Consider the following 17877-nt stretch of genomic DNA (forward strand, 5'->3'; position numbering starts at 1 on the left):
TCCGCCTACAGGGCGGCAAGGAGCGGAGTGCAGGAGGCGCGGGCCGGGCAGGACGCGCGGCGTGCGGATGGGGCGAGTGCAGGAGGCGCGGGGTGGACAGGACGCGCGGCGTGCGGATGGGGCGAACGTCGGAGGCGCGGGCCGGGCAGGGTGCGCGGCGTGCCGACGGCAGGTGCTCGGCTTGCATCACGCCACGAGGTACACACGCCGCCACGCGATGTCGTGGCGGCGTGTGTACTTCGTGGCGGGGCGGGCCACGGCGCCAGGAAGTGGTCACCGCGCCAGGCTTAGTCCTGGCGCAGTGACCACTTCCTGGCGTCATGCCCGGGCGGCACGGCAGACCGCCCGCCGCCCGCCGCCCGCCGCCCGCCGGCCGCCGCCCGCCGCCCGCCGGCCGCCGGCCGCCGGCCGCCGGCCGCGGCGGCCTACCGCCAGCGCCGCAGCGCCACGCGCTGCACGACGTTCAGCACGGTGTCGCTCAGCGTCCCGAGCAGCGCCAGCAGGACGATGGCGAGGAAGATCCGGTCGACGCGTCCGTTCGACTGCGACTCGGTCAGCAGGAAGCCGAGGCCCATCGACGACGCGATCAGCTCGGCCGCGACCAAGAACAGCCACGCCTGCGCCAGCGCCAGCCGCAGCCCCGACACGAGCGAGGGCAGCACGGCCGGCAGCTGCACCCGGGTGAAGAGCGACACCCGCCGCAGGCCGTAGGCGCGCCCCGCCTCGACGAGCTGCGGGTCGACGTGCCGCAGCGACCCCGCGACCGTGGTGAAGACGGGGAACGCCGCACCGATCGCGATCAACGTCACCTTGGAGTCCTCGCCGATGCCGAGGTACAGGATCAGCAACGGCACCCAGGCCAGCGACGGCACCGCGCGCACGGCCGCGATCGACGGCGCGAGCAACGCCTCGCCCACCCGCGACAACCCGACGACGGCGCCGACGACCAGCCCGATCACGGACCCGACCACGAACCCGATCAGCACCCGCTGCACCGAGATGGCGACGTAGAGGCCGAGCTGACCCGTGGCGGCGAGGTCGACTCCTGCCCGCGCCACGTCCGCGGGGGACGGCAGGCGGTACGAGGGCACTCCGCCGACGGTGGTGGCGAGCACCCAGGCGGCGAGCACGGCGGCCGGCAGGAGCACCCCGAGCAGTGCCAGGCGGCGGGGAGGGGTCGCGCCCGGGGTGCCCGGGCGTCGCGGGGCGGGCGACCCGGACGAGGAGGCGCGGCGTCCGTCGTCGGCGACCCGCGCCTCCTCGGCTCGGGGGTGGCGGTCAGGGTGCTGCTCACGAGGTGGACGCGGCCGTCGCGTACGAGTCGTCGAAGAGCGAGTCGAGGGCGGCGTCGACGTCGTCCTGCGAGGGGACGTCGCCCGACTCGACCAGGATCGGGCCGACGGTCTCGAGGACGGCGCGCTGGTCGGCTCCGGGGGCGGGGTCGATGTCGAGGTGGGTGCGGTCGATCACCGTGGTGGCGACGGCGGGGTCGATCGCTGCGGCCTTCGCGAGGATCGCGGCGGTCTCGTCCGGGTTGTCGAGTGCCCAGGCGCGGGCCTTCTCGTACGAGTCGACGACGACCTGCGCGACGTCGGGCGACGCCTCGAGGAACGACTCGGTGGCGTTGAGGAACCCGTAGCTGAGGAAGTCCACGTTGCGGTAGAGCAGCTTCGTGCCCGACTCGGCCTCGCTCGCGGCCATGATCGGGTCGAGCCCGGACCAGGCGTCGACGCTGCCGTTCTCGAGGGCGGCGCGTCCGTCGGCGTGCTGCAGGTTCTGGATCGTCACGTCGGAGGCGCTGAGGCCGGCCTGGTCGAGCGCCTGCAGAAGGAAGAAGTACGGGTCGGTGCCGCTGGTGGCGGCGATCGTCTTGCCGCGGAGGCCCTCGACGTCGGTGATGGTCGAGTCGCCGGGGACGACAAGCGCGGACCACTCGGGCTGCGAGTACACGTCGATGGTCTTGATGGGGGAGCCGTTCGAGCGGGCGAGCAGCGCGGCCGAGCCAGCGGTCGAACCGACGTCGACCGCTCCGGCGCGCAGCAGCTCGTTGGCCTTGTTCGAGCCGGCCGACTGGGTCCAATTGACGGTGACGTCGTCGCCGAGGGCGTCCTCGAGGTACCCCTGGTCCTTCACGACGAGGCTGAGCGGGTTGTAGGTCGCGAAGTCGATGTCGAGCGTGTCGGTCGACCACTCGCCGTCGCTCGACCCGGCGCCGCCTGCCGCGTCGGCCGCGCCGGTGCCGGCGTCCTCACCCGCGACGCAGCCGGTGAGGAGCAGGGCGCTCGCCGCGGCGAGGGCGAGACCGCCGGCCCAGGAGGCGCGGGTGCGGGTGGTGGGGGAGGGGCGGAAGGTCATCGGTTCGTCTCCGTGCTGTCGGGGGCGGTGCGGTGGTCTGCGGGGGTCGGTGCGGGTGCGGTCTCGGTCCGGGTGCGTCCGGCGGTGGCCGTCGCGGTCAGCGTTCTGGTGGTCGTGTTGCCGGCGTGCACGCGGTGGACGCCGAGGTCGGCGAGCAGCTGGAGGCGCAGTTCGGCCAGGGCGGGGTCGTCGCGGTCGCGGGGGCGGTCGCCGGGCACGATGACGATGCGCTGGATGCTGGGAGCGCCTCCTGCGGTGTCGGCGTGCGCCGCGCCTCCTGCGGTGACGTAGGCCGTGCCCGTGGCGCCGGCGGGCGGCTGCTGCGAGAGGTCGGAGAGGACGACGATGCGGTCGGCGAGGTAGAGCGCTTCGTCGACGTCGTGGGTGACGAGCAGGACGGTGGTGGGTTCGGCGCGGTGGATGTCGAGCAGCAGGTCGTGCATGCGGAGGCGGGTGAGGGCGTCGAGGGCTCCGAACGGTTCGTCGAGCAGCAGCACCTTGGGGGCCCGGGCGAGGGCGCGGGCGAGGGAGGTGCGTTGGGCCATGCCTCCGGACACCTGGCGGGGGCGGAGGCCGGCCGAGCTGCCGAGTCCGACGAGGTCGAGTAGTTCGGTGATGCGGGCCCGGCCGGTGGCCTTGTCCGGTTTGCTGCCTCGGTCGCCCTTCGGCAGGCCGAGTTCGACGTTCTGGCGGAGGGTGCGCCAGGGCAGGAGGCGCGGCTCCTGGAACGCGATGGCGCAGCGTTGGTCGGTGGGCCGGGTGGGGGAGTCGTCGATGTCGACGGTGCCGGCGTCGGGCTGGTCGAGGCCGCCCACCTGGCGCAGCAGGGTCGACTTGCCGCAGCCGGAGGGGCCGACGATGGCGATGATCTCGCCGGCCGTCACGTCCAGGTCGAGGGCGTGGAGGACGGGGCGCTCGCCGAAGCGCCTCCCGACGCCGCGCAGACGGATCGGCAGGGCCGAGGAGGCGCGGGTCGTCGAGGTGGGCATGTCACGACGGTAGGTGGGCGGCGTGCCTGCCGTCCCGTGGGGTGTAACGGGACGAAACACTCCGTTCGGTCCGCCCTGCCCCGGCTCTGTCTCAGGCACACCGATTCATCGGCTATAGTTGTGGGGTTGCCTCGGTCGGGGCAACACCAAGACCTGGGTTGCTTTTTGGAACCCGGATCTCGGGCTGTGGCGCAGCTTGGTAGCGCACTTGACTGGGGGTCAAGGGGTCGCAGGTTCAAATCCTGTCAGCCCGACCATGAAATGCGCAGGATGTCCAACGCCGGCAGCTTTGCCGGTTGTCCTGACTAGGTCTTAGACACGCGCCATGATCTCCACGCGTTGGTGCCGGAAATTAAGGCCGTGGATTTGAAGGCTGTTCGAGATGGAGAGCCTGTCAAGCCCAAACGTGGCGGTATCGTCGAGTACCCCTCCGTTCCCAGAAGAGATTAACGCGGTGCCGCGGTGACAAATGCTTCGAAGGCGCCCCAGCAACTCTGTTACGGGCAGGTGAGCCCACGAAGGATGTCGGTGGGCTGTCGCTTGCTCGGTTCCAGGGCTACCCATTCCTTATGCCGAGGACACACGATCCTTCTGTGTATCAATAACACACCGCGCCCCAACGGGCAGCTCACGGCATCTGAGCCCATAGGATTCCGTCAGCAACCATTGGTTGGAGCCACACTGCATAAGGGGTTGCGCTCTCAGTTTTGAAAGGAACTCACCGTATGACCTACGGGGTAAAGTTGCGCAGATCACCGCCGCAAAGTCACGGACGCCACCCCGACGCGGTCACGTCATCTTCATTTAAGGAATGGTGCCTGCGCGAAAGTAAGAATCGACCTCTCGCCCTTGACCTGTTCTCAGGGGCTGGTGGTCTCGGGCTGGGCGCGGAGGCTGCGGGTTGGACGGTCGTGACAGCCGTGGATCACAATGAAAGAGCTCTCGCTACCCACGATGCAAACTTCCGCGGCGAGTCTCTACTCATGGATCTATCCCAGCCCTCTAGCGCGGACGTTCTGCGGACAAAACTTGAGGGAATACCTATCGACCTCATCGTCGGGGGGCCTCCGTGCCAACCGTTCAGCCGAGCCGGCATGTCAAAGATTCGGCATCTGGTCCAGGCTGGCATTCGAAGCCACTTTGATGCTCGTCGAGAGCTGTGGCGCACATTTGTAGAGGTCGCTACAACTATTAGACCACGCGTCCTTTTACTCGAGAATGTTCCTGATATGGCTCTCGGGGATGAGCTAGGGGTGGTCCGGTTAATTGACAGCCTGCTCAACGAGGCGGGCTACACCGTTGACTACAGGTTGTTAGACGCATGGCGACACGGCGTTCCGCAACATAGAAAACGATTTATAATGCAAGCACGGCGCGACGGTCACCAAATAACATGGCCAGTCGATGCCGGCGACCGTGCCTCGGTTCGAGATGCCATATTCGATCTCCCGCGGTTAGGCGAGACTCAAGGCAGTTCAGAAATGGCCTATGCCGAATCGCCAGAAAGTGAGCTTGGTAAAGCCCTTCGGGGCAATCAGCGAGACGTCCCCCTCTACGACCATGTCACGCGACCGGTTCGGGCTGACGATCGGGAAGCATTTGAGCTGATGGACTCGACCACGCTCTACTCGGATCTTCCCGAGCGACTCAAGCGGTACCGATCAGACACGTTCGACGATAAGTACAAGCGACTGGGATGGGACTCCCTGAGTCGTACGATCACTGCTCACATGGCAAAAGACGGCTACTGGTATATCCATCCTGAGGAGTCCCGTTCTTTGACCGTTCGAGAAGCTGCTCGTTTGCAAACCTTTCCCGATTCCTTCCGCTTCTCGGGAACTCGAAGCGATGCCTTCCGACAAATTGGCAACGCTGTCCCTCCTCTGCTTGGGCAAGTCGTGGCGCAACAGCTTCGACCAAGTTCAGAGTTGCCGGAAGACTTTACGGCTCCTGATGCTGCTGCGGTGCGAGATCGACTGTCCGCTTGGGGTGAGGAGGCAAGACGCGAGCGTTGGTGGCTTTTTCCGGGTGACAAAATGACAGGTGATCGCGCAATCTTGGTTGCTCTTCTGCGCCTGCATGTGATGGCTACCGGTCGGGCCAGAGCAGTGGCGGACTTGGTCGAGTCCAGGGGAGACGATCTTCTGCATCAACTGGCGGATCTGTCGTCTTCGCCACTAAGCGATTCGCAGAAGAGGCGATTAGCGCAAATGTCAGCTGCAACAACCGGTGCCGCGGACGAGCTGCACCTCGTGCCGAGACTGTCTTCTCTCGAGGAGAAAACCGTTCGTTTGCTTAGCGGGGAAAATGTTCTCTTGCAGAGCAGTCGCGTTGGAATGAACGTATCTGTTCTTCGCGACTTGCCTAGAGAAGAATTCGGTCTACACGGTGGGTTAAAAGTCGGTCTTGCGCAGCTAGTTGGAGTGGGCCCACGAGCAGCATTGAGGATGTCTGCTTTGAGAGCCATGACTTCTTCCGAAGCCTACAAACTGAAGGCGTAATCCTTCGGTGTAACCGCGGCCTAGGCTATGAAGACCCGACATGCCGAAGCTTGGCACAACCGGGCTGACAACTGTTTCGACGAGATGGGGATCGAATATGACAGTTCAGAGCGTCGAGTCTTTTTTTCGACCGCGAGCTAGGCTGTTGCAACTCCTTGGTGATCAACTTATCGGTAGCGCTCGACTTGCCATCTTCGAACTAGTGAAGAATTCCTACGATGCGGATGCAAGCGAGGCCATCGTCACCATGTCGGGGCTTCGCTCTGACTCGCCCCAGATTGAGGTACGCGATGACGGCTCGGGGATGTCTTTAGCGACCTTGCGCGACATTTGGCTTGTACCTGGCCACGACCATAAGGCCCTTGACCGAGCTTTTGGCAGACGCAGCCCAGGAGGCCGTCTTCCCCTTGGGGAAAAAGGTGTTGGTCGTTTCGCAGTCCACAAGTTAGGAGCCCGAGTAGAAGTCGTCAGCAAGCGCGCTGGTCACGCCGAGTGCATCATGTCTATCGACTGGGACGTAATCGCCGATTCTGAATTCTTGGACGAAGCCGAAGTAACAATTCGCGAGAGACCTTCGGAGGTCTTTGTCGGAGACGGCGAGACCGGGACGGTCGTAACCGTTGCGTCACTCAAGGGTGATGAGTGGACCCGAGGCGAGATTCGGAAGCTCTATCGACAAATAACGTCGATATCGTCCCCATTTACGGAACGAACTGACAAATTTACTGCTCAATTGAGACTTCCAGATGAGCACCAGTGGCTTGACGAGATGCCCAATACTGCCACGTTGCTCGAGAGTGCTCCCTGGAAATTCACATTCACTCTAGATGGCAACCAATTCACGTGGGAGTTTAGTTTTCTAGGTTTCTCCGGCGTTAGCCTTGAGCCACGAACCGTAGCTGGATCGGACTACGGAGTGCTTCTCGACCCCAAGGACCTGCCAGAACGAGATCAAGCCAGGCTTGGAGTCGATGGTGCCAAGCTCCCGAAGGTTAGCCGAAGCAGTTCTGTGAATCAGACCGGCATCGGCCCAATTTCGGGGACATTTTACGTCTTTGACCGAGACCGCGACGTCTTGGCAAAGATCGGTCATAGCGCGTCAGTGCAGGAATTCCTCAACGAAAGCGGGGGAGTTCGGGTCTACAGAGATGGTATACGCGTATACAACTACGGCGAGCCAGGCGATGACTGGCTAGGGCTGGATATTCGTCGCGTAAACGCCCCAAGCAAAAGAATCAGCAATAATATTATTGTCGCCGCTGTCGACTTGTCATTGGCCGAAAGTTACCGCCTCGCGGAGAAGACTAATCGGGAGGGCTTCGTCGAGGGACCTTCCCTCTCGCGACTGCGGGCCTTCATACGTGGCGCTCTTGCAGTATTGGAAGCGGAGAGAAATAAAGATAAAACAAACCTTCGACGTCTGCTCGGGAAGCAGCGATCAAGCCTGAAGGGTGGCATTGAAAGGCCTCTGAAGCAGATCCGCACTTTGGCTAAGAAAAACAGTCTTTCTGACCAAATAGACCCCCTGATCGATCGGGCACAAAAAGCCTACGACGATATGCGCGAGATCATGCTGAGGTCGGGAATATCTGGTATGTCTCTAGTTATCGTTTATCACGAGATTGACCATGGTGTCCGTCTCCTGCACAAGGCTTTGAGGGCTGGCAGCGACGTGGAGAAGGCGGTCGAACAGGCCAGGGATCTGGTTGGAGTACTCGACAGTTTCGGGGACCTGCTCCGGCGCGGTGAATCCCGAGAGCAAGATTTACGCAAGCTTGCCGAGCGGGCTGCTGCGCTGAATTCGGTTCGATTTCAACAGCACGGGATCGATTTCGCGATCGACATTGATCGGGGGTCTGAGTCCGAGCCTGTCATGTCGTTCTTTCCTTTCGGGTTGGTTCTCGGCGCCTTGACGAACCTCATTGACAACAGCATTTACTGGCTGGGAGCGCGGTGGCCGGATGCGGTCAGCAGCGGGAGCAAGCGGCTTCTTCTCCGTGTCGACATTGATAGTTTTGCGGGGCCTGCGATCGTCATTGCAGACAACGGTCCAGGGTTCAGCGACAGCTTTGGGGACTCATTGGAGCCGTTCTTCACCAGGCGACCTGATGGTATCGGGGTTGGTCTTTACTACGTGAATCTCATTATGAACACAATCGGGGGTCAGCTTCTTGAGGGTGTCGACCTGGCAGGTGTCGATGTTAACAAATATGGCGGTGCGGCCTTAGTTCTTGTCTTTCCTAGGGGGAAATAATGTTTTCTGCTCCGCGATTTGTAGTAGTCGACGATAATGCTCTACACATGCATGCCATTGGTGACGCTATTCAAGGACTTGGTTCGGCGTGTGCTCGAGTTCTTTACTCGGCCGAGCAAGACCCCGATCCGATCCTTTTTCTAGGAGTTCGTGGTCTTTTCATGGACCTGCAGCTCCAGGATCGCGCAATGACGAGTGACTTCAACCGTCACTACGCAGAGATTGCACGCATTCTGAGTCATGTGATTAGCGAACAGGGCGGTCCCTACGTCCTCGTGGTCTGGACCGACAACCCTCAGCACGTAGACGACCTCCAGCCCTATCTCTCAGAGCTATTCGACGCTAAGCCATATCTAAGACCCGTTGCCATTCTGCCCCTTTCCAAGACGGATTATATTGATACAGATTCTGGTGAGGCGGCTGGTGCATCCCTTCGCGAAGAAATCCTTTCCATCTTGCGAAGGGACGGGGGTGTTAGCGCCCTCGTCCAGTGGGAAACAGAAGTGCTGGAGGGCGCGGCTCGCGTAACTGCTGACTTACAGAAGCTGGCCCGTGGCTGGACCGATGAAAAGAGCGTTGCGACTTTGTTACGACGTCTGGCAGATGAAGCAGTTGGTGCAGGTAATGTGGAGGAGGATCACAGGTCTGCCATCCACCTGGCGTTGACGCCTCTTCTTCAGGATCATCTTCAAGCCCCACTTCCTACGTCTGATGGGGCTTTTCCTTGGGCGGACATCTTTGCTGAAGTGCCTGATGTGCTGCCGGCCCTAATCAAGACGCAAGTCGCGGCCCTAAACGCTAGTTTGCACTGGATTCAGAAAACTAACGAATATGGTGTCTTGCCGACGGCATGGGGTGCCGTCTCCAAACTGGAGGACGCTTTCGACTGGACAGAATTTGGGTTAGATGACGAAGCAGACTACTTTGCGAATGTTGTCCAGAAGAATGTCAAGGGTTGCCCCGACAGGCAAGCTGTCGCCTTCCAAGTCCTGCAAATTCGTATCGGCGCTGCTTGCGATTATGCGCAAAAAGCGTCAGGACCTATTCCCGTCGCTCTGGTTGGTGTTCTAAAGGCACGGGACGAGCCCAGGCCGCGAGAACTGAACCCAAGATCGACGAGCTGGCTATCTCCAGTTCTCAACATATCTAAAGAGCAACCGGTCCAATTTTTTATCGATCCGAGATTTGTACGCGTACGAGGGTCTTCAGCTGTGGCGTCCTTTGAGGTCCTGGGTCGACTACGTGAGCAATTGCTTCTCGAACTTGTGGCGACCGTCTCGCAGCATGGTTCGCGACCTGGGATCGTGAGGTTCGTGGAGAAGTGACCGCTGACTCGGCAGCAACATTGAGCTCAATGTTGTATATAAATTTGATTTGGGTCTAGTGGGTGGATGTCTCAGGCTTCCATAGCTGAGGTTGGAGACATTCCCCCTGGTAAGCGATGACAGGTGTGCTTTGTCCGATCGCGCTTTCCAACGGACGAGCATTTCTAGGCCTTGGGCCGGTGCATAGAAGACTTCGATTTCTGACTCGAATGACGTGTTCACGCCCGCGCGACTCAGAGTAGGCGACTTGGGCCTAGCGCGAGCTTGTGCTAGACGTGAGCTGCGGAAAGGTTTGCCGCTTCACTGTTCCCTTTTAGGCCCGCAGGCAAGCGCCACGGCCGAAAACTGCATCAAGAAAGCGCAAGCTGCGGCACTTGATTCGCAGCTTGGGAGTTGCCTGCCTCATCTACGTTGCCGCCCTGTTCGCCAATCGCATCGACTCGGCTGTCTGCCGGCGAGGTATGCCAGCGCCCTCGGCGCGTTTGGCGTCATCGGGTGGTCACCATTCAGCGGCTCCAACATGTTCGAACAGAGCAGGCGTTGATTTGGGAGAGCCGGATCTGCATTCTCCCCCGTTGCTGCTGCCACGCCGGAGTAGGACTGCGACGAAGCTGACGCATGGCTGCATCGGATCGAATCGACTGTGTCTCAGGATGGAGCGATCGAAGAAAACAGTCGTGATGTAAGTGCCAGTGCCAGTGCCAGTGCCAGTCCCAGCGCCGGCGTCGAGTTCAAAAGCCTAGCGACAACGCCGACCGCGAGGCACGGCAGCGGTTTTGAGGAAGCTGTGCCCTCCTGTGCTCGTGGCCGCGCTGTAGAAAGGGTGGCGGGGCGTAATAAGCGAGGGCCTCCTCGGGGCGCGGCTCTTGATGCAGCAGACTATGTCTCCGAGCATTGGGCCGCTTCCACAATTTTTCCTAGTATGGCCTCTCCGGTCATCACTCGTACGCGCGGAGTGGGCCAAGAAGGTGCCGGCGATAGATGCCCTTCGGCATGCCCTAAAGTCCATTCATGGGAATAAAGCGAGGGCTACTCGAGCAACACATCGCGGTCTTCGGCGAGAGCGGCAGCGGCAAGACCGTGCTGCTTTCCTCGTTCTACGGTGGAGCGCAGGAGCCCGCATTTCGCGAGGAAAGTATATTCGGCATTGTGGCGGACGACAGCGGTCAGGGCACACGCTTGCACCAGAATTATCTAGGCATGAGAGACGCAGGTCGTAGGCCCTCCACGACGAGGTTCTCTTCGACGAGTTATACCTTTTCATTCCGTCGGCGGGATCGCATGGCCGCGGAAATGAAGAAGAGAAAGCCTTCGGGTGACCTCAGACTCGTATGGCACGACTATCCAGGTGACTGGTTCATCGAGGAGCCTAGTAGTGCACAGGAGGCAGAGCGTCGCGTTCAGACGTTTCGAGCTCTTCTTAGCTCGAACGTCGCCCTCCTGCTTGTGGATGGACAGCGTCTTGCTGAGAACTCGGGGGAAGAGGAGCGCTATCTCAAGGTGCTCTTCTCGAACGTTCGTAATGGCATCCACAGGCTTGAGGCGGAACTCCTCCGAGGCCGTAAGCCATTTGCGCAGTTCCCTCGAATTTGGATCATCGCCTTATCGAAGGCTGACTTGCTGCCAGATCTTGACGTTGTGGCTTTCCGCGACCTTGTTATCGGAAAGGCAGGCGGCGAGTTAAGTGACCTACGTGGGGCTCTGCAGGGACTTATTCAGAGTCCCGAGGCACTGTCTGTTGGCGAAGATTTTGTCCTCCTATCCTCTGCCAAGTTCGAGCCGGATGGCATTCATTTTGCCAAACGTGTAGGCCTCGATTTGATCTTGCCCATCGCTGCAGTCCTCCCTTTCATTCGAAACGAGCGTTGGGCCCGGGGGCTGGAGAAGGGTGGAGAGGCAGCGTCCATCTTCTCGCGTCGAGCAAAGGAATTTGCCGCTTTCATAGGCAACAAGTCGAACTTTCGCGGACCCATCGGGCAGGTCCTAAATGTGTTCGCAGAACCTGCCGCAGAAATTGCGGCCAAGCTTGCGACGGATAAGCTTGCGGATCTCAACCATGCTGCCATCGCGAGGCACGACTTCATGGCCGCTGTTCTGACTGGATTCAAGATGGATCTTGACCGCGGTGAGCACGACCGGGTTCTGATTCAAAGCCTTAGATGAGATTCATTTGGGCGTCCCGAGGAGCAAAGTGGGGATTCCGCTTTCTCAGCAGTGCTGGCCTTGCTGACCCATTGCCTGTGTACGAGGCAGCCTTTGGCGCTGTGGGCGACAATCCGGACGTAATACGCAAATCCATCAATTCTGTGGCACTCCGTTTTGACGATCCCCTCCAAAGGCGCGATCAAGCCGGACGAGTCATTCCACACGAATTTGTTCTCTTCGTCGATCCGAACCTTGGTCCGCTCCCTTGACGACGGTCGTCGCCTCATCTGGCCAGAGGTTGCCGGACGCTTTGCCAGGATTTGGAACGAGAAAGAGCCGTCAGGCTGTGACTTGTAAGCTCCCGAATTCCGTTCCTGATCAGACCAGCCCCTAAAGTGGGCGATTCGTCGTCGCTGCCAACCCGCATGGATCGGTGTGCGCCTCCTTGTCTCATTTTGGGTCAGGCTCCAGTTGTCGTCCTAGGGGCGCAGGGCCGGTACGTCGTCGCGACAGCGCCGGAGGCGAGGGCGTGGCGGGCGGTCGGGGTGAGGTCGAGGGGGTGGGGGAGGCCGGCGAGCAGGTAGGGGCCGTGGCCGGCGACCCAGGGGTAGACGGTGAACTCGTACTCGTCGACCAGGCCCCAGCCGACGACGTCGGTGGCGAAGGTGGAACCTCCGAGACGGAGCGGGCCCCCGGGACGGCTCTTCAGCTCGAGCACCGCCTCACGCACGTCGCCGCCGAGCAACTCGGCGTTCCAGTCGACGCTCTCGAGCGTCGTCGACGCCACGTACTTAGGGATCTTGTGGATGGTCCGCGCGAAGGGCTGCATCCAGTCCGGGAAAGCATCGGAGGCGGGCGGCCGCCAGGCCTGCTCCATCAGCTCGTAGGTGACCCGCCCCAACAGCAGACCGTCGGCCTGCTCGAGAGCCTCCGTGGCCAACTGGTGGACCTCGGCGTCCGGCCGGCCCTCACGGTGATCGATGCAGCCGTCGAGCATGACGTTGATGGAGTACGTGAGCGTCCTCATGTCGGGGAGGCTAGCCCCGCGACGGAGGCGCCGCCAGAGGCACGAAAGCTAGCGCCCGCCTGCCCAGTGCGTCGGCCGCGCGAAGCCCTCGGGCAGGCGCGTCGCCCCATCGCCCCGGGCGCTGTTCACCTGCATCTGCGTCAGGTAGATCGCCCCCGACAGGTCCGCCCCACCGAGCTCGGCGTCGCGCAGATCGACACCGAGTAGATCGCACCGGCCGAGATCGGCCCCGCGCAGGTCCGCCGCGATCGCGATGCTGCCGCGGAGCGTCCGACCCCGCAGATCCGCCCCGGCCAGAGCCGCACCCATCAGGTCGCTCCCCGGCTCGAGCCTCGGCCCCTTGTCCCTCGACCGCCGAGGAGGCGCGGGCACGGACGCCCGGGCGACCTCGCTCGCCTGCACCAACAGCGGGCGCGCCGCGTCGTACTCGGCGTCGACGTCGAGGGCGGCGAGCTCGTCGGGGGAGCCGTCGGTCAGGCGCCGGACGTGCTCGAAGGCGGCGAGCCACGGGGTCGGGTCTGGGGTGGTGGCGGTGCGGCGGCGGCCGTGCTCGGCCGCCTGTGCGCGCTCGCCTTCGCGTGCGCGCTCGCGCTCGACCAGCGTGATCGCCTCGTCGAGGTACCAGAGCAGCTCGTGCAGCCGCCTCACGAGCGGGAACGTCGAGAACATCGCCTCACGCGTCGCGGGGTCGTCACGCCACGATCGCCCGGCGAACGTCTGCCGGCTGACCTTCTGCCCCGCCCCGAAACAGTCGAACACCGTGCAGCCCTTGAACCCACGCTCACGCAACTGCGGGTGGATGCGGCAGCCGTCGTGCTCGTCGAGGTTCGTGCACGGGTCGCCGGCCGGCTTGTCGAACGGGAAGTCGGCGCTCTTCGTGAACGCCAGCGCGACGCAGCAGAGGCCGAAGCAGTTGGCGCAGTCGGCTCCGAGGTCGGCGCGGCGGCCCAGCTCGATCCGGGTGCGGGTGCTCATCGCGGGCAAGGCTAGCGGGCGTCACGTCCGGGGGTGGTGGAACAGGGGTGGCTCACTTGTCCCACACCGGGGCCGCAGGGAGGCCACGAGCCGTCCGCTCGTCGGTGACGAGGTCGGCGATCAGATCCGTCTTGGCGGCTGTGTAGGCGCGTCCGTCGGCGAGGCCGGCCAGCGCCTCCTTGAGGGTCGCGTAGCGCCGTCGCGCGACCGGGTCGCGCAGCAGGCGGTCGCGGAACAGCCGCTGGTGGCAGTCGTCCCACTGGTCGGGGCGGAAGACGTGGAGGATGTGCGTGCGTCGCGCTCCGTCCAGCCGGACGTAGACCGCGTGGGTCTTCGGGCCCGCTGCGTGTCGTTCGTAGCCGAGGTCTACCAGGTCGGCGCCCAGGGCGAACGAGTCGGTGCCGGGAGACGTCCGGGCGGCGACGTCGATGATCGGCTTCGCGAGGAGGCCGGGGACGGCCGTGCTGCCGATGTGCTCGACGGCGTCGACCCGGGTGCCGAGGGCGACCGCGAGACGCTCGGCCTCACGGCGGTAGTCGTCGGCCCAGGTGGGGGAGTGCGGCTGCAGATCGACCATCGGGGCGATCGTACGGGGTGTCACTCTCGGCGGGTCGGGGTCGAGTGGTCCTGGATCGTCGTTCTCGGGGAGGGGAAGGACGATACGGGACCATTCGATGACCGGTGGGGCGAGCGTGGACCGACCCGCGCCTCCTAGGGGGTGGGCGGGCGGAGGTCGTCGAGGGGGCGTGACCAGGCGACCTCGCGGGCGAGTTGGCCGGAGGCGCGGAAGAGCTGCACCTGGTGCGTGTCGGGGAGGGCCGCGGCGAGGGCGTCGCGGTCGGCGGGGGCGAAGCCGAGCGTCTGCCAGAACGGTCCGGAGCGGCGGGAGAAGAGCCAGGCGTGGCGGGCTCCGTGCGTGGCGGCGTCGGCCAGGGCGTGGCGGGCGAGCCGGGAGCCCGCGCCGCGCGCGCGGGCGGCGGGGGCGACGGCGACGCTGCGGATGAGGGCGTGCTCGCCGTCGGCGCTGAGCTCGTAGCCGGTGCTGCCGACGACGGTGCCGGTGGCGTCGCGGTCGACCCAGAGCCGGAGGCGCGGCGAGGGGGAGTCGAGACCGGCGAGCGTGAGGTCGGCGGCGGCGAGGAAGGCGCGGAGGTCGGCTCGGGCGTCGGCATCGGCATCGGTCGGGGCGATGGGGACGAGGGGCATGGGGCCATTCTTCCTGGGGCGCGTCGCGCTCGTCGGGCTCGAGTGGGCAGAAAGTGTCCTTCGGGGGCGGCGGAAGGACACTTTCTGCCCACTCGATGATGCCGGGGTGGGTTACGGCGGCTCAGAACGGGCCGCGCGGGGGAGTCGCGTCCGGAGGCGCCGACCTAGCCTGGTGGGATGCTCGTCGTCGTTCCGCTCATCGTGTTAGCCGGGTGCACCGTCGTCTTCTGGACGACGCTCGCCGCCGCCCGGGGACGGCTCGGCGTGAACCACCTCGCCGGCATCCGCTTCCGGCACGTGATGGCATCGCCCGAGGCGTGGCGGGCCGGGCACCGGGCAGCACTCGTGCCGGTGACGGTGGGATGCGCGCTCGCCGTGGGGTCGATCGTGGTGCCGCTCGTCATGGGCCCGTCGGAGGACGCGATGGCCATCTGGGCGATCGGGAGCATGGTCGCGCTGCTGTTCGGCACGCTCGTCGGGGCGTGGCGGGCGGATCAGGCGGCCACAGACGTGCTCGGCTCGCCGTAGGCGCCCGTGACCCCGTGCTGGTGCTGGAGCCGCTGCTGCTGATCGGGTCGTCGAGTGGTCAGAAACTGTCCTTCCCGCGCGGCGGAAGGACAGTTTCTGACCACTCGATCGAGCCCTCCGACCCGGGCGCGGGCTGACCTCCCCAACGGGGGCTCGTCTGCGCGTCACGTGTCGCCCTACCGTGTGGGCAAGGGGGAAACATGAGCGAGACCGTGGCGCGCGGAAGCGTGGCGATGACGTTGAAGGCCCGGCGGCCGGCCTACTCGGTGATGCAGGAGTGCCTGCGCGTCCAGGCCGAGGCGCCCGCACTGACCCGGCGGCAGCGCCTCTTCGGGCACACGCCCCTGAGCGCCGACGCCCAGAGTTGGTACCAGGGCGCCCTCGGTGAGATCGAGGTCGCGCGCGTGCTCGCCGAGCTCGGGCCCGAGTGGACCGTGCTGCACTCCGTCCCGGTCGGCTCGGGCGAGTCCGACATCGACCACGTCGTCATCGGGCCGACGGGCGTCTTCACCGTCAACACGAAGCACCACGCCGGCAAGAAGGTCTGGGTCGGCGGCGGCTTGGTGACGGTCGGCGGACACCGGACCGACCACTCTCGCAACTCCCTTCACGAGGCGGCCCGCGCCTCCCGGTTGATGTCGAGGGCGGCCGACTTCGAGGTCGTCGTCACGCCCGTCATCGTGCTCGTGGGCGAGGCCTCGCTGTCCGTCGGCAAGAAGGCGCCGACGGTGCCGGTGGTCGTGGTTGCCCGCCTGCGCAAGTGGCTGATGAACGGGCCACGGGTGCACTCACCCGAGGCGCTGGCCTACCTGGCCATGGTCGCCGAAGAACGCGGTACCTGGCACACGGAGGCGCTGGTGCTGACGGACACGCTCCGTCACGAACACCGCTTCGAACGCCTGCGCCGCGACATCGACGACGCGGCTCGGCGGCGTCGGCGGTGGCGGGTGGGCACGGCGCTCGGCGTTCTCGGGACGAGCGGGGGAGTCGCGATCGCGGTGGTGGCGACGGTCACGAGCACGGTCGTCTCGACCTTCGGGTAGGTGCCCTGCGCCGTGGGCCCTCAGCCGCGGGCCCTGAGGCCTTGGCCCAGAGACGGCAAGGCCGCCCGTGGTGATCCGGTACGTACCGGATCACCGCACGAGCGATGACACCACGCGGGCGGCCGCCGCGGTCACGGCGGCAAGAGCTGCGGCGATCAGTGCGAACGCCGACCAGACGGCGAGGTCGGCGTGCTGCAGGTGCAGGCCGACGAGGAACGCGGCGAGCGCGACCACGGCGACGGCTGCCCAGACCGCCAGAGCGCGGGCACTCCACCGGCGCGCCCGGGTCGTCGTTCCGCCCCCTGCCGACCAGGCCACTGCGAGAGCGGCCACGGTGAACAATGCGGGGATGAGGGCGACGAGGTTGATCACGGGAATCCGATCAGGAGGGTCGAGGCGGTCAGTCGACGAACATCCACCGCACGAGAACGATGAGCCCGAGCACGAGCGCCGTCGGCAGGGCGATGACTGAGAGCCCCCACAGCAGGCCGCCGACGGTCAGCATGATCGTGAACCAGTCGATCGCCGGGGCGGTGGAATAGCGGGCGGCACCGCTCATGCCGGGCGCCACCTCGTTGATCACCATCAACCCGACGGCGGCGGCGACGCCCACGATGCCGAAGACGAGGGCGAGACGGCCGAGGCGGCGACGACGCCTGGCGGGAGACGAAGCATCCATCTGCTGAGGCTAGGTGCTCGTTCGTGGCTCCACCAGACCGGACGATCAGGAGGCGCGACCACCGCGGCCGGGACGCGCACTGACCAGCCGGTGCACGAGCGTCACCACCAGCAGCGCGACCGCGAACCCGATCGAGAGGACCGCGATGAGCAGCAACGGTCCGCCAATCGTCTGCACCACGTCGAACCCCTCGAAGCCGTCCGCCGACGAGACCACGACGTACCTGACCGGAGCGGACGGACGGGTGAACGTCCACCATTTGAAGGCCGTATCCGAGAGGAAGGCGAACACCCCGAGAAGCCCGAAGGCGAGAGCGGGTCGCCCCAGCGCGAGGCGGGGCGTGGTCGGGGTGGCCATGAGCCGAGACTAGGGCGCGGCTCGGCTCCGGACGGAGTCCCGCTTCGAGGGGCACGCCGGTCCTCCGGGCCGACCGAACCGGGCGAGTGGGCAGAAGATGCTGCCCGGCGGTCCTCGACGAGCAGGTTCTGCCCACTCGAGCCGTCGCGAGGGTGACGGGCGCGGGCGGGCCGACCCGCGCCTCCTGCTCGGACGTCGCCTCGGCGAGTCGATCGAGTGGTCCGACAACGTTCTTCGTGGGGCGGGGGGGACGTTTGGGGACCACTCGACCGAGACGAGCGGGCGAAGCCGAGGAGGCGCGGGTCGCGTCGGCGAGGCGCCCTCGTGTAACGAGTGGGTGAAGACTGCAGCCCGTGCACGCTGCCGCACGAGCACGACCGCATCCGCGGCGGGGCGCGGAGAACGGGGGCTGCGGGGGAGTCCCGAGCCGCGCCTCCGGGGCTCCGGCGAGCTGGCCGCCGCCGCGAACCTCCCTTATCGTTCACCCGAACGA

General features: G+C 64.7%; 16 protein-coding genes and 1 tRNA gene. 7 read left to right on the top strand and 10 right to left on the bottom strand.

What is annotated here, in order from left to right; translation table 11 throughout:
• Positions 1-425: 425 nt before the first annotated feature.
• The 3 genes from OVA02_RS07815 to OVA02_RS07825 form a co-directional block, all read right to left on the bottom strand.
• Positions 426-1148 carry an ABC transporter permease gene (locus OVA02_RS07815; RefSeq protein ID WP_420709642.1) on the bottom strand — a complete coding sequence of 241 codons (723 nt, stop codon included), beginning with the start codon at positions 1146-1148 and terminating at the stop codon, positions 426-428.
• 142 nt (positions 1149-1290) lie between these two features.
• Complete coding sequence (locus tag OVA02_RS07820; protein WP_267659564.1) at positions 1291-2355, bottom strand: aliphatic sulfonate ABC transporter substrate-binding protein; 1065 nt, start codon at positions 2353-2355, stop codon at positions 1291-1293.
• Positions 2352-3344: an ABC transporter ATP-binding protein gene (locus tag OVA02_RS07825; RefSeq protein WP_267659565.1), complete on the bottom strand. Its 993-nt coding sequence runs from the start codon at positions 3342-3344 to the stop codon at positions 2352-2354. The genes OVA02_RS07820 and OVA02_RS07825 overlap by 4 nt, the downstream gene beginning before the upstream one ends.
• Before the next feature lie 180 nt (positions 3345-3524).
• Here OVA02_RS07825 and OVA02_RS07830 point away from each other — a divergent pair.
• The 5 genes from OVA02_RS07830 (at position 3525) to OVA02_RS07850 (ending at position 11587) form a co-directional block, all read left to right on the top strand.
• Positions 3525-3601 (top strand) — tRNA-Pro (locus tag OVA02_RS07830).
• A 468-nt stretch (positions 3602-4069) separates the two neighbouring features.
• Positions 4070-5845: a DNA cytosine methyltransferase gene (locus OVA02_RS07835; protein ID WP_267659566.1), complete on the top strand. Its 1776-nt coding sequence runs from the start codon at positions 4070-4072 to the stop codon at positions 5843-5845.
• A gap of 97 nt (positions 5846-5942) precedes the next feature.
• On the top strand, positions 5943-8099 hold the full coding sequence (locus tag OVA02_RS07840; RefSeq protein WP_267659695.1) for an ATP-binding protein: 2157 nt from the start codon (positions 5943-5945) through the stop codon (positions 8097-8099).
• Positions 8100-8146: 47 nt separating this feature from the next.
• Positions 8147-9424 carry a hypothetical protein gene (locus tag OVA02_RS07845; protein WP_267659567.1) on the top strand — a complete coding sequence of 426 codons (1278 nt, stop codon included), beginning with the start codon at positions 8147-8149 and terminating at the stop codon, positions 9422-9424.
• A gap of 1011 nt (positions 9425-10435) precedes the next feature.
• On the top strand, positions 10436-11587 hold the full coding sequence (locus tag OVA02_RS07850) for an ATP/GTP-binding protein (protein ID WP_267659568.1): 1152 nt from the start codon (positions 10436-10438) through the stop codon (positions 11585-11587).
• Positions 11588-12029: 442 nt separating this feature from the next.
• On the opposite strand, the gene OVA02_RS07855 is transcribed toward OVA02_RS07850, so the two are convergent.
• The 4 genes from OVA02_RS07855 to OVA02_RS07870 all read right to left on the bottom strand — a co-directional run bounded on the left by OVA02_RS07855 (position 12030) and on the right by OVA02_RS07870 (position 14777).
• Positions 12030-12596: a dihydrofolate reductase family protein gene (locus OVA02_RS07855; protein WP_267659569.1), complete on the bottom strand. Its 567-nt coding sequence runs from the start codon at positions 12594-12596 to the stop codon at positions 12030-12032.
• A 48-nt stretch (positions 12597-12644) separates the two neighbouring features.
• Positions 12645-13571, bottom strand: a complete 927-nt coding sequence (locus OVA02_RS07860; protein ID WP_267659570.1) for a pentapeptide repeat-containing protein — start codon at positions 13569-13571, stop codon at positions 12645-12647.
• A 52-nt stretch (positions 13572-13623) separates the two neighbouring features.
• Entirely contained in the window at positions 13624-14148 is a 525-nt protein-coding gene (locus tag OVA02_RS07865) for a GrpB family protein (RefSeq protein WP_267659571.1), read from the bottom strand.
• Positions 14149-14282: 134 nt separating this feature from the next.
• The gene (locus OVA02_RS07870) at positions 14283-14777 is read right to left on the bottom strand and encodes a GNAT family N-acetyltransferase (protein ID WP_267659572.1); all 495 of its coding nucleotides are present in this window, start codon (positions 14775-14777) and stop codon (positions 14283-14285) included.
• Positions 14778-14954: 177 nt separating this feature from the next.
• Here OVA02_RS07870 and OVA02_RS07875 point away from each other — a divergent pair, with 177 nt between their 5' ends.
• Both OVA02_RS07875 and OVA02_RS07880 read left to right on the top strand, forming a co-directional pair.
• On the top strand, positions 14955-15305 hold the full coding sequence (locus OVA02_RS07875; protein ID WP_267659573.1) for an SdpI family protein: 351 nt from the start codon (positions 14955-14957) through the stop codon (positions 15303-15305).
• A gap of 200 nt (positions 15306-15505) precedes the next feature.
• On the top strand, positions 15506-16348 hold the full coding sequence (locus OVA02_RS07880) for a nuclease-related domain-containing protein (RefSeq protein WP_267659574.1): 843 nt from the start codon (positions 15506-15508) through the stop codon (positions 16346-16348).
• Positions 16349-16438: 90 nt separating this feature from the next.
• Here the strand turns inward: OVA02_RS07880 and OVA02_RS07885 are convergent, their stop codons facing one another.
• Genes OVA02_RS07885 through OVA02_RS07895 form a run of 3 tightly spaced genes read right to left on the bottom strand, consistent with a single transcriptional unit; the run spans position 16439 to position 17384 of the window.
• Positions 16439-16720: a hypothetical protein gene (locus OVA02_RS07885; protein ID WP_267659576.1), complete on the bottom strand. Its 282-nt coding sequence runs from the start codon at positions 16718-16720 to the stop codon at positions 16439-16441.
• Between the two features lie 28 nt (positions 16721-16748).
• Entirely contained in the window at positions 16749-17027 is a 279-nt protein-coding gene (locus tag OVA02_RS07890; RefSeq protein WP_157489944.1) for a hypothetical protein, read from the bottom strand.
• 45 nt (positions 17028-17072) lie between these two features.
• Positions 17073-17384 carry a hypothetical protein gene (locus OVA02_RS07895; RefSeq protein WP_267659577.1) on the bottom strand — a complete coding sequence of 104 codons (312 nt, stop codon included), beginning with the start codon at positions 17382-17384 and terminating at the stop codon, positions 17073-17075.
• Between the last annotated feature and the right edge of the window lie 493 nt (positions 17385-17877).

Source organism: Frigoribacterium sp. SL97 (assembly GCF_026625765.1).
Classification (GTDB): Bacteria; Actinomycetota; Actinomycetes; order Actinomycetales; family Microbacteriaceae; genus Frigoribacterium.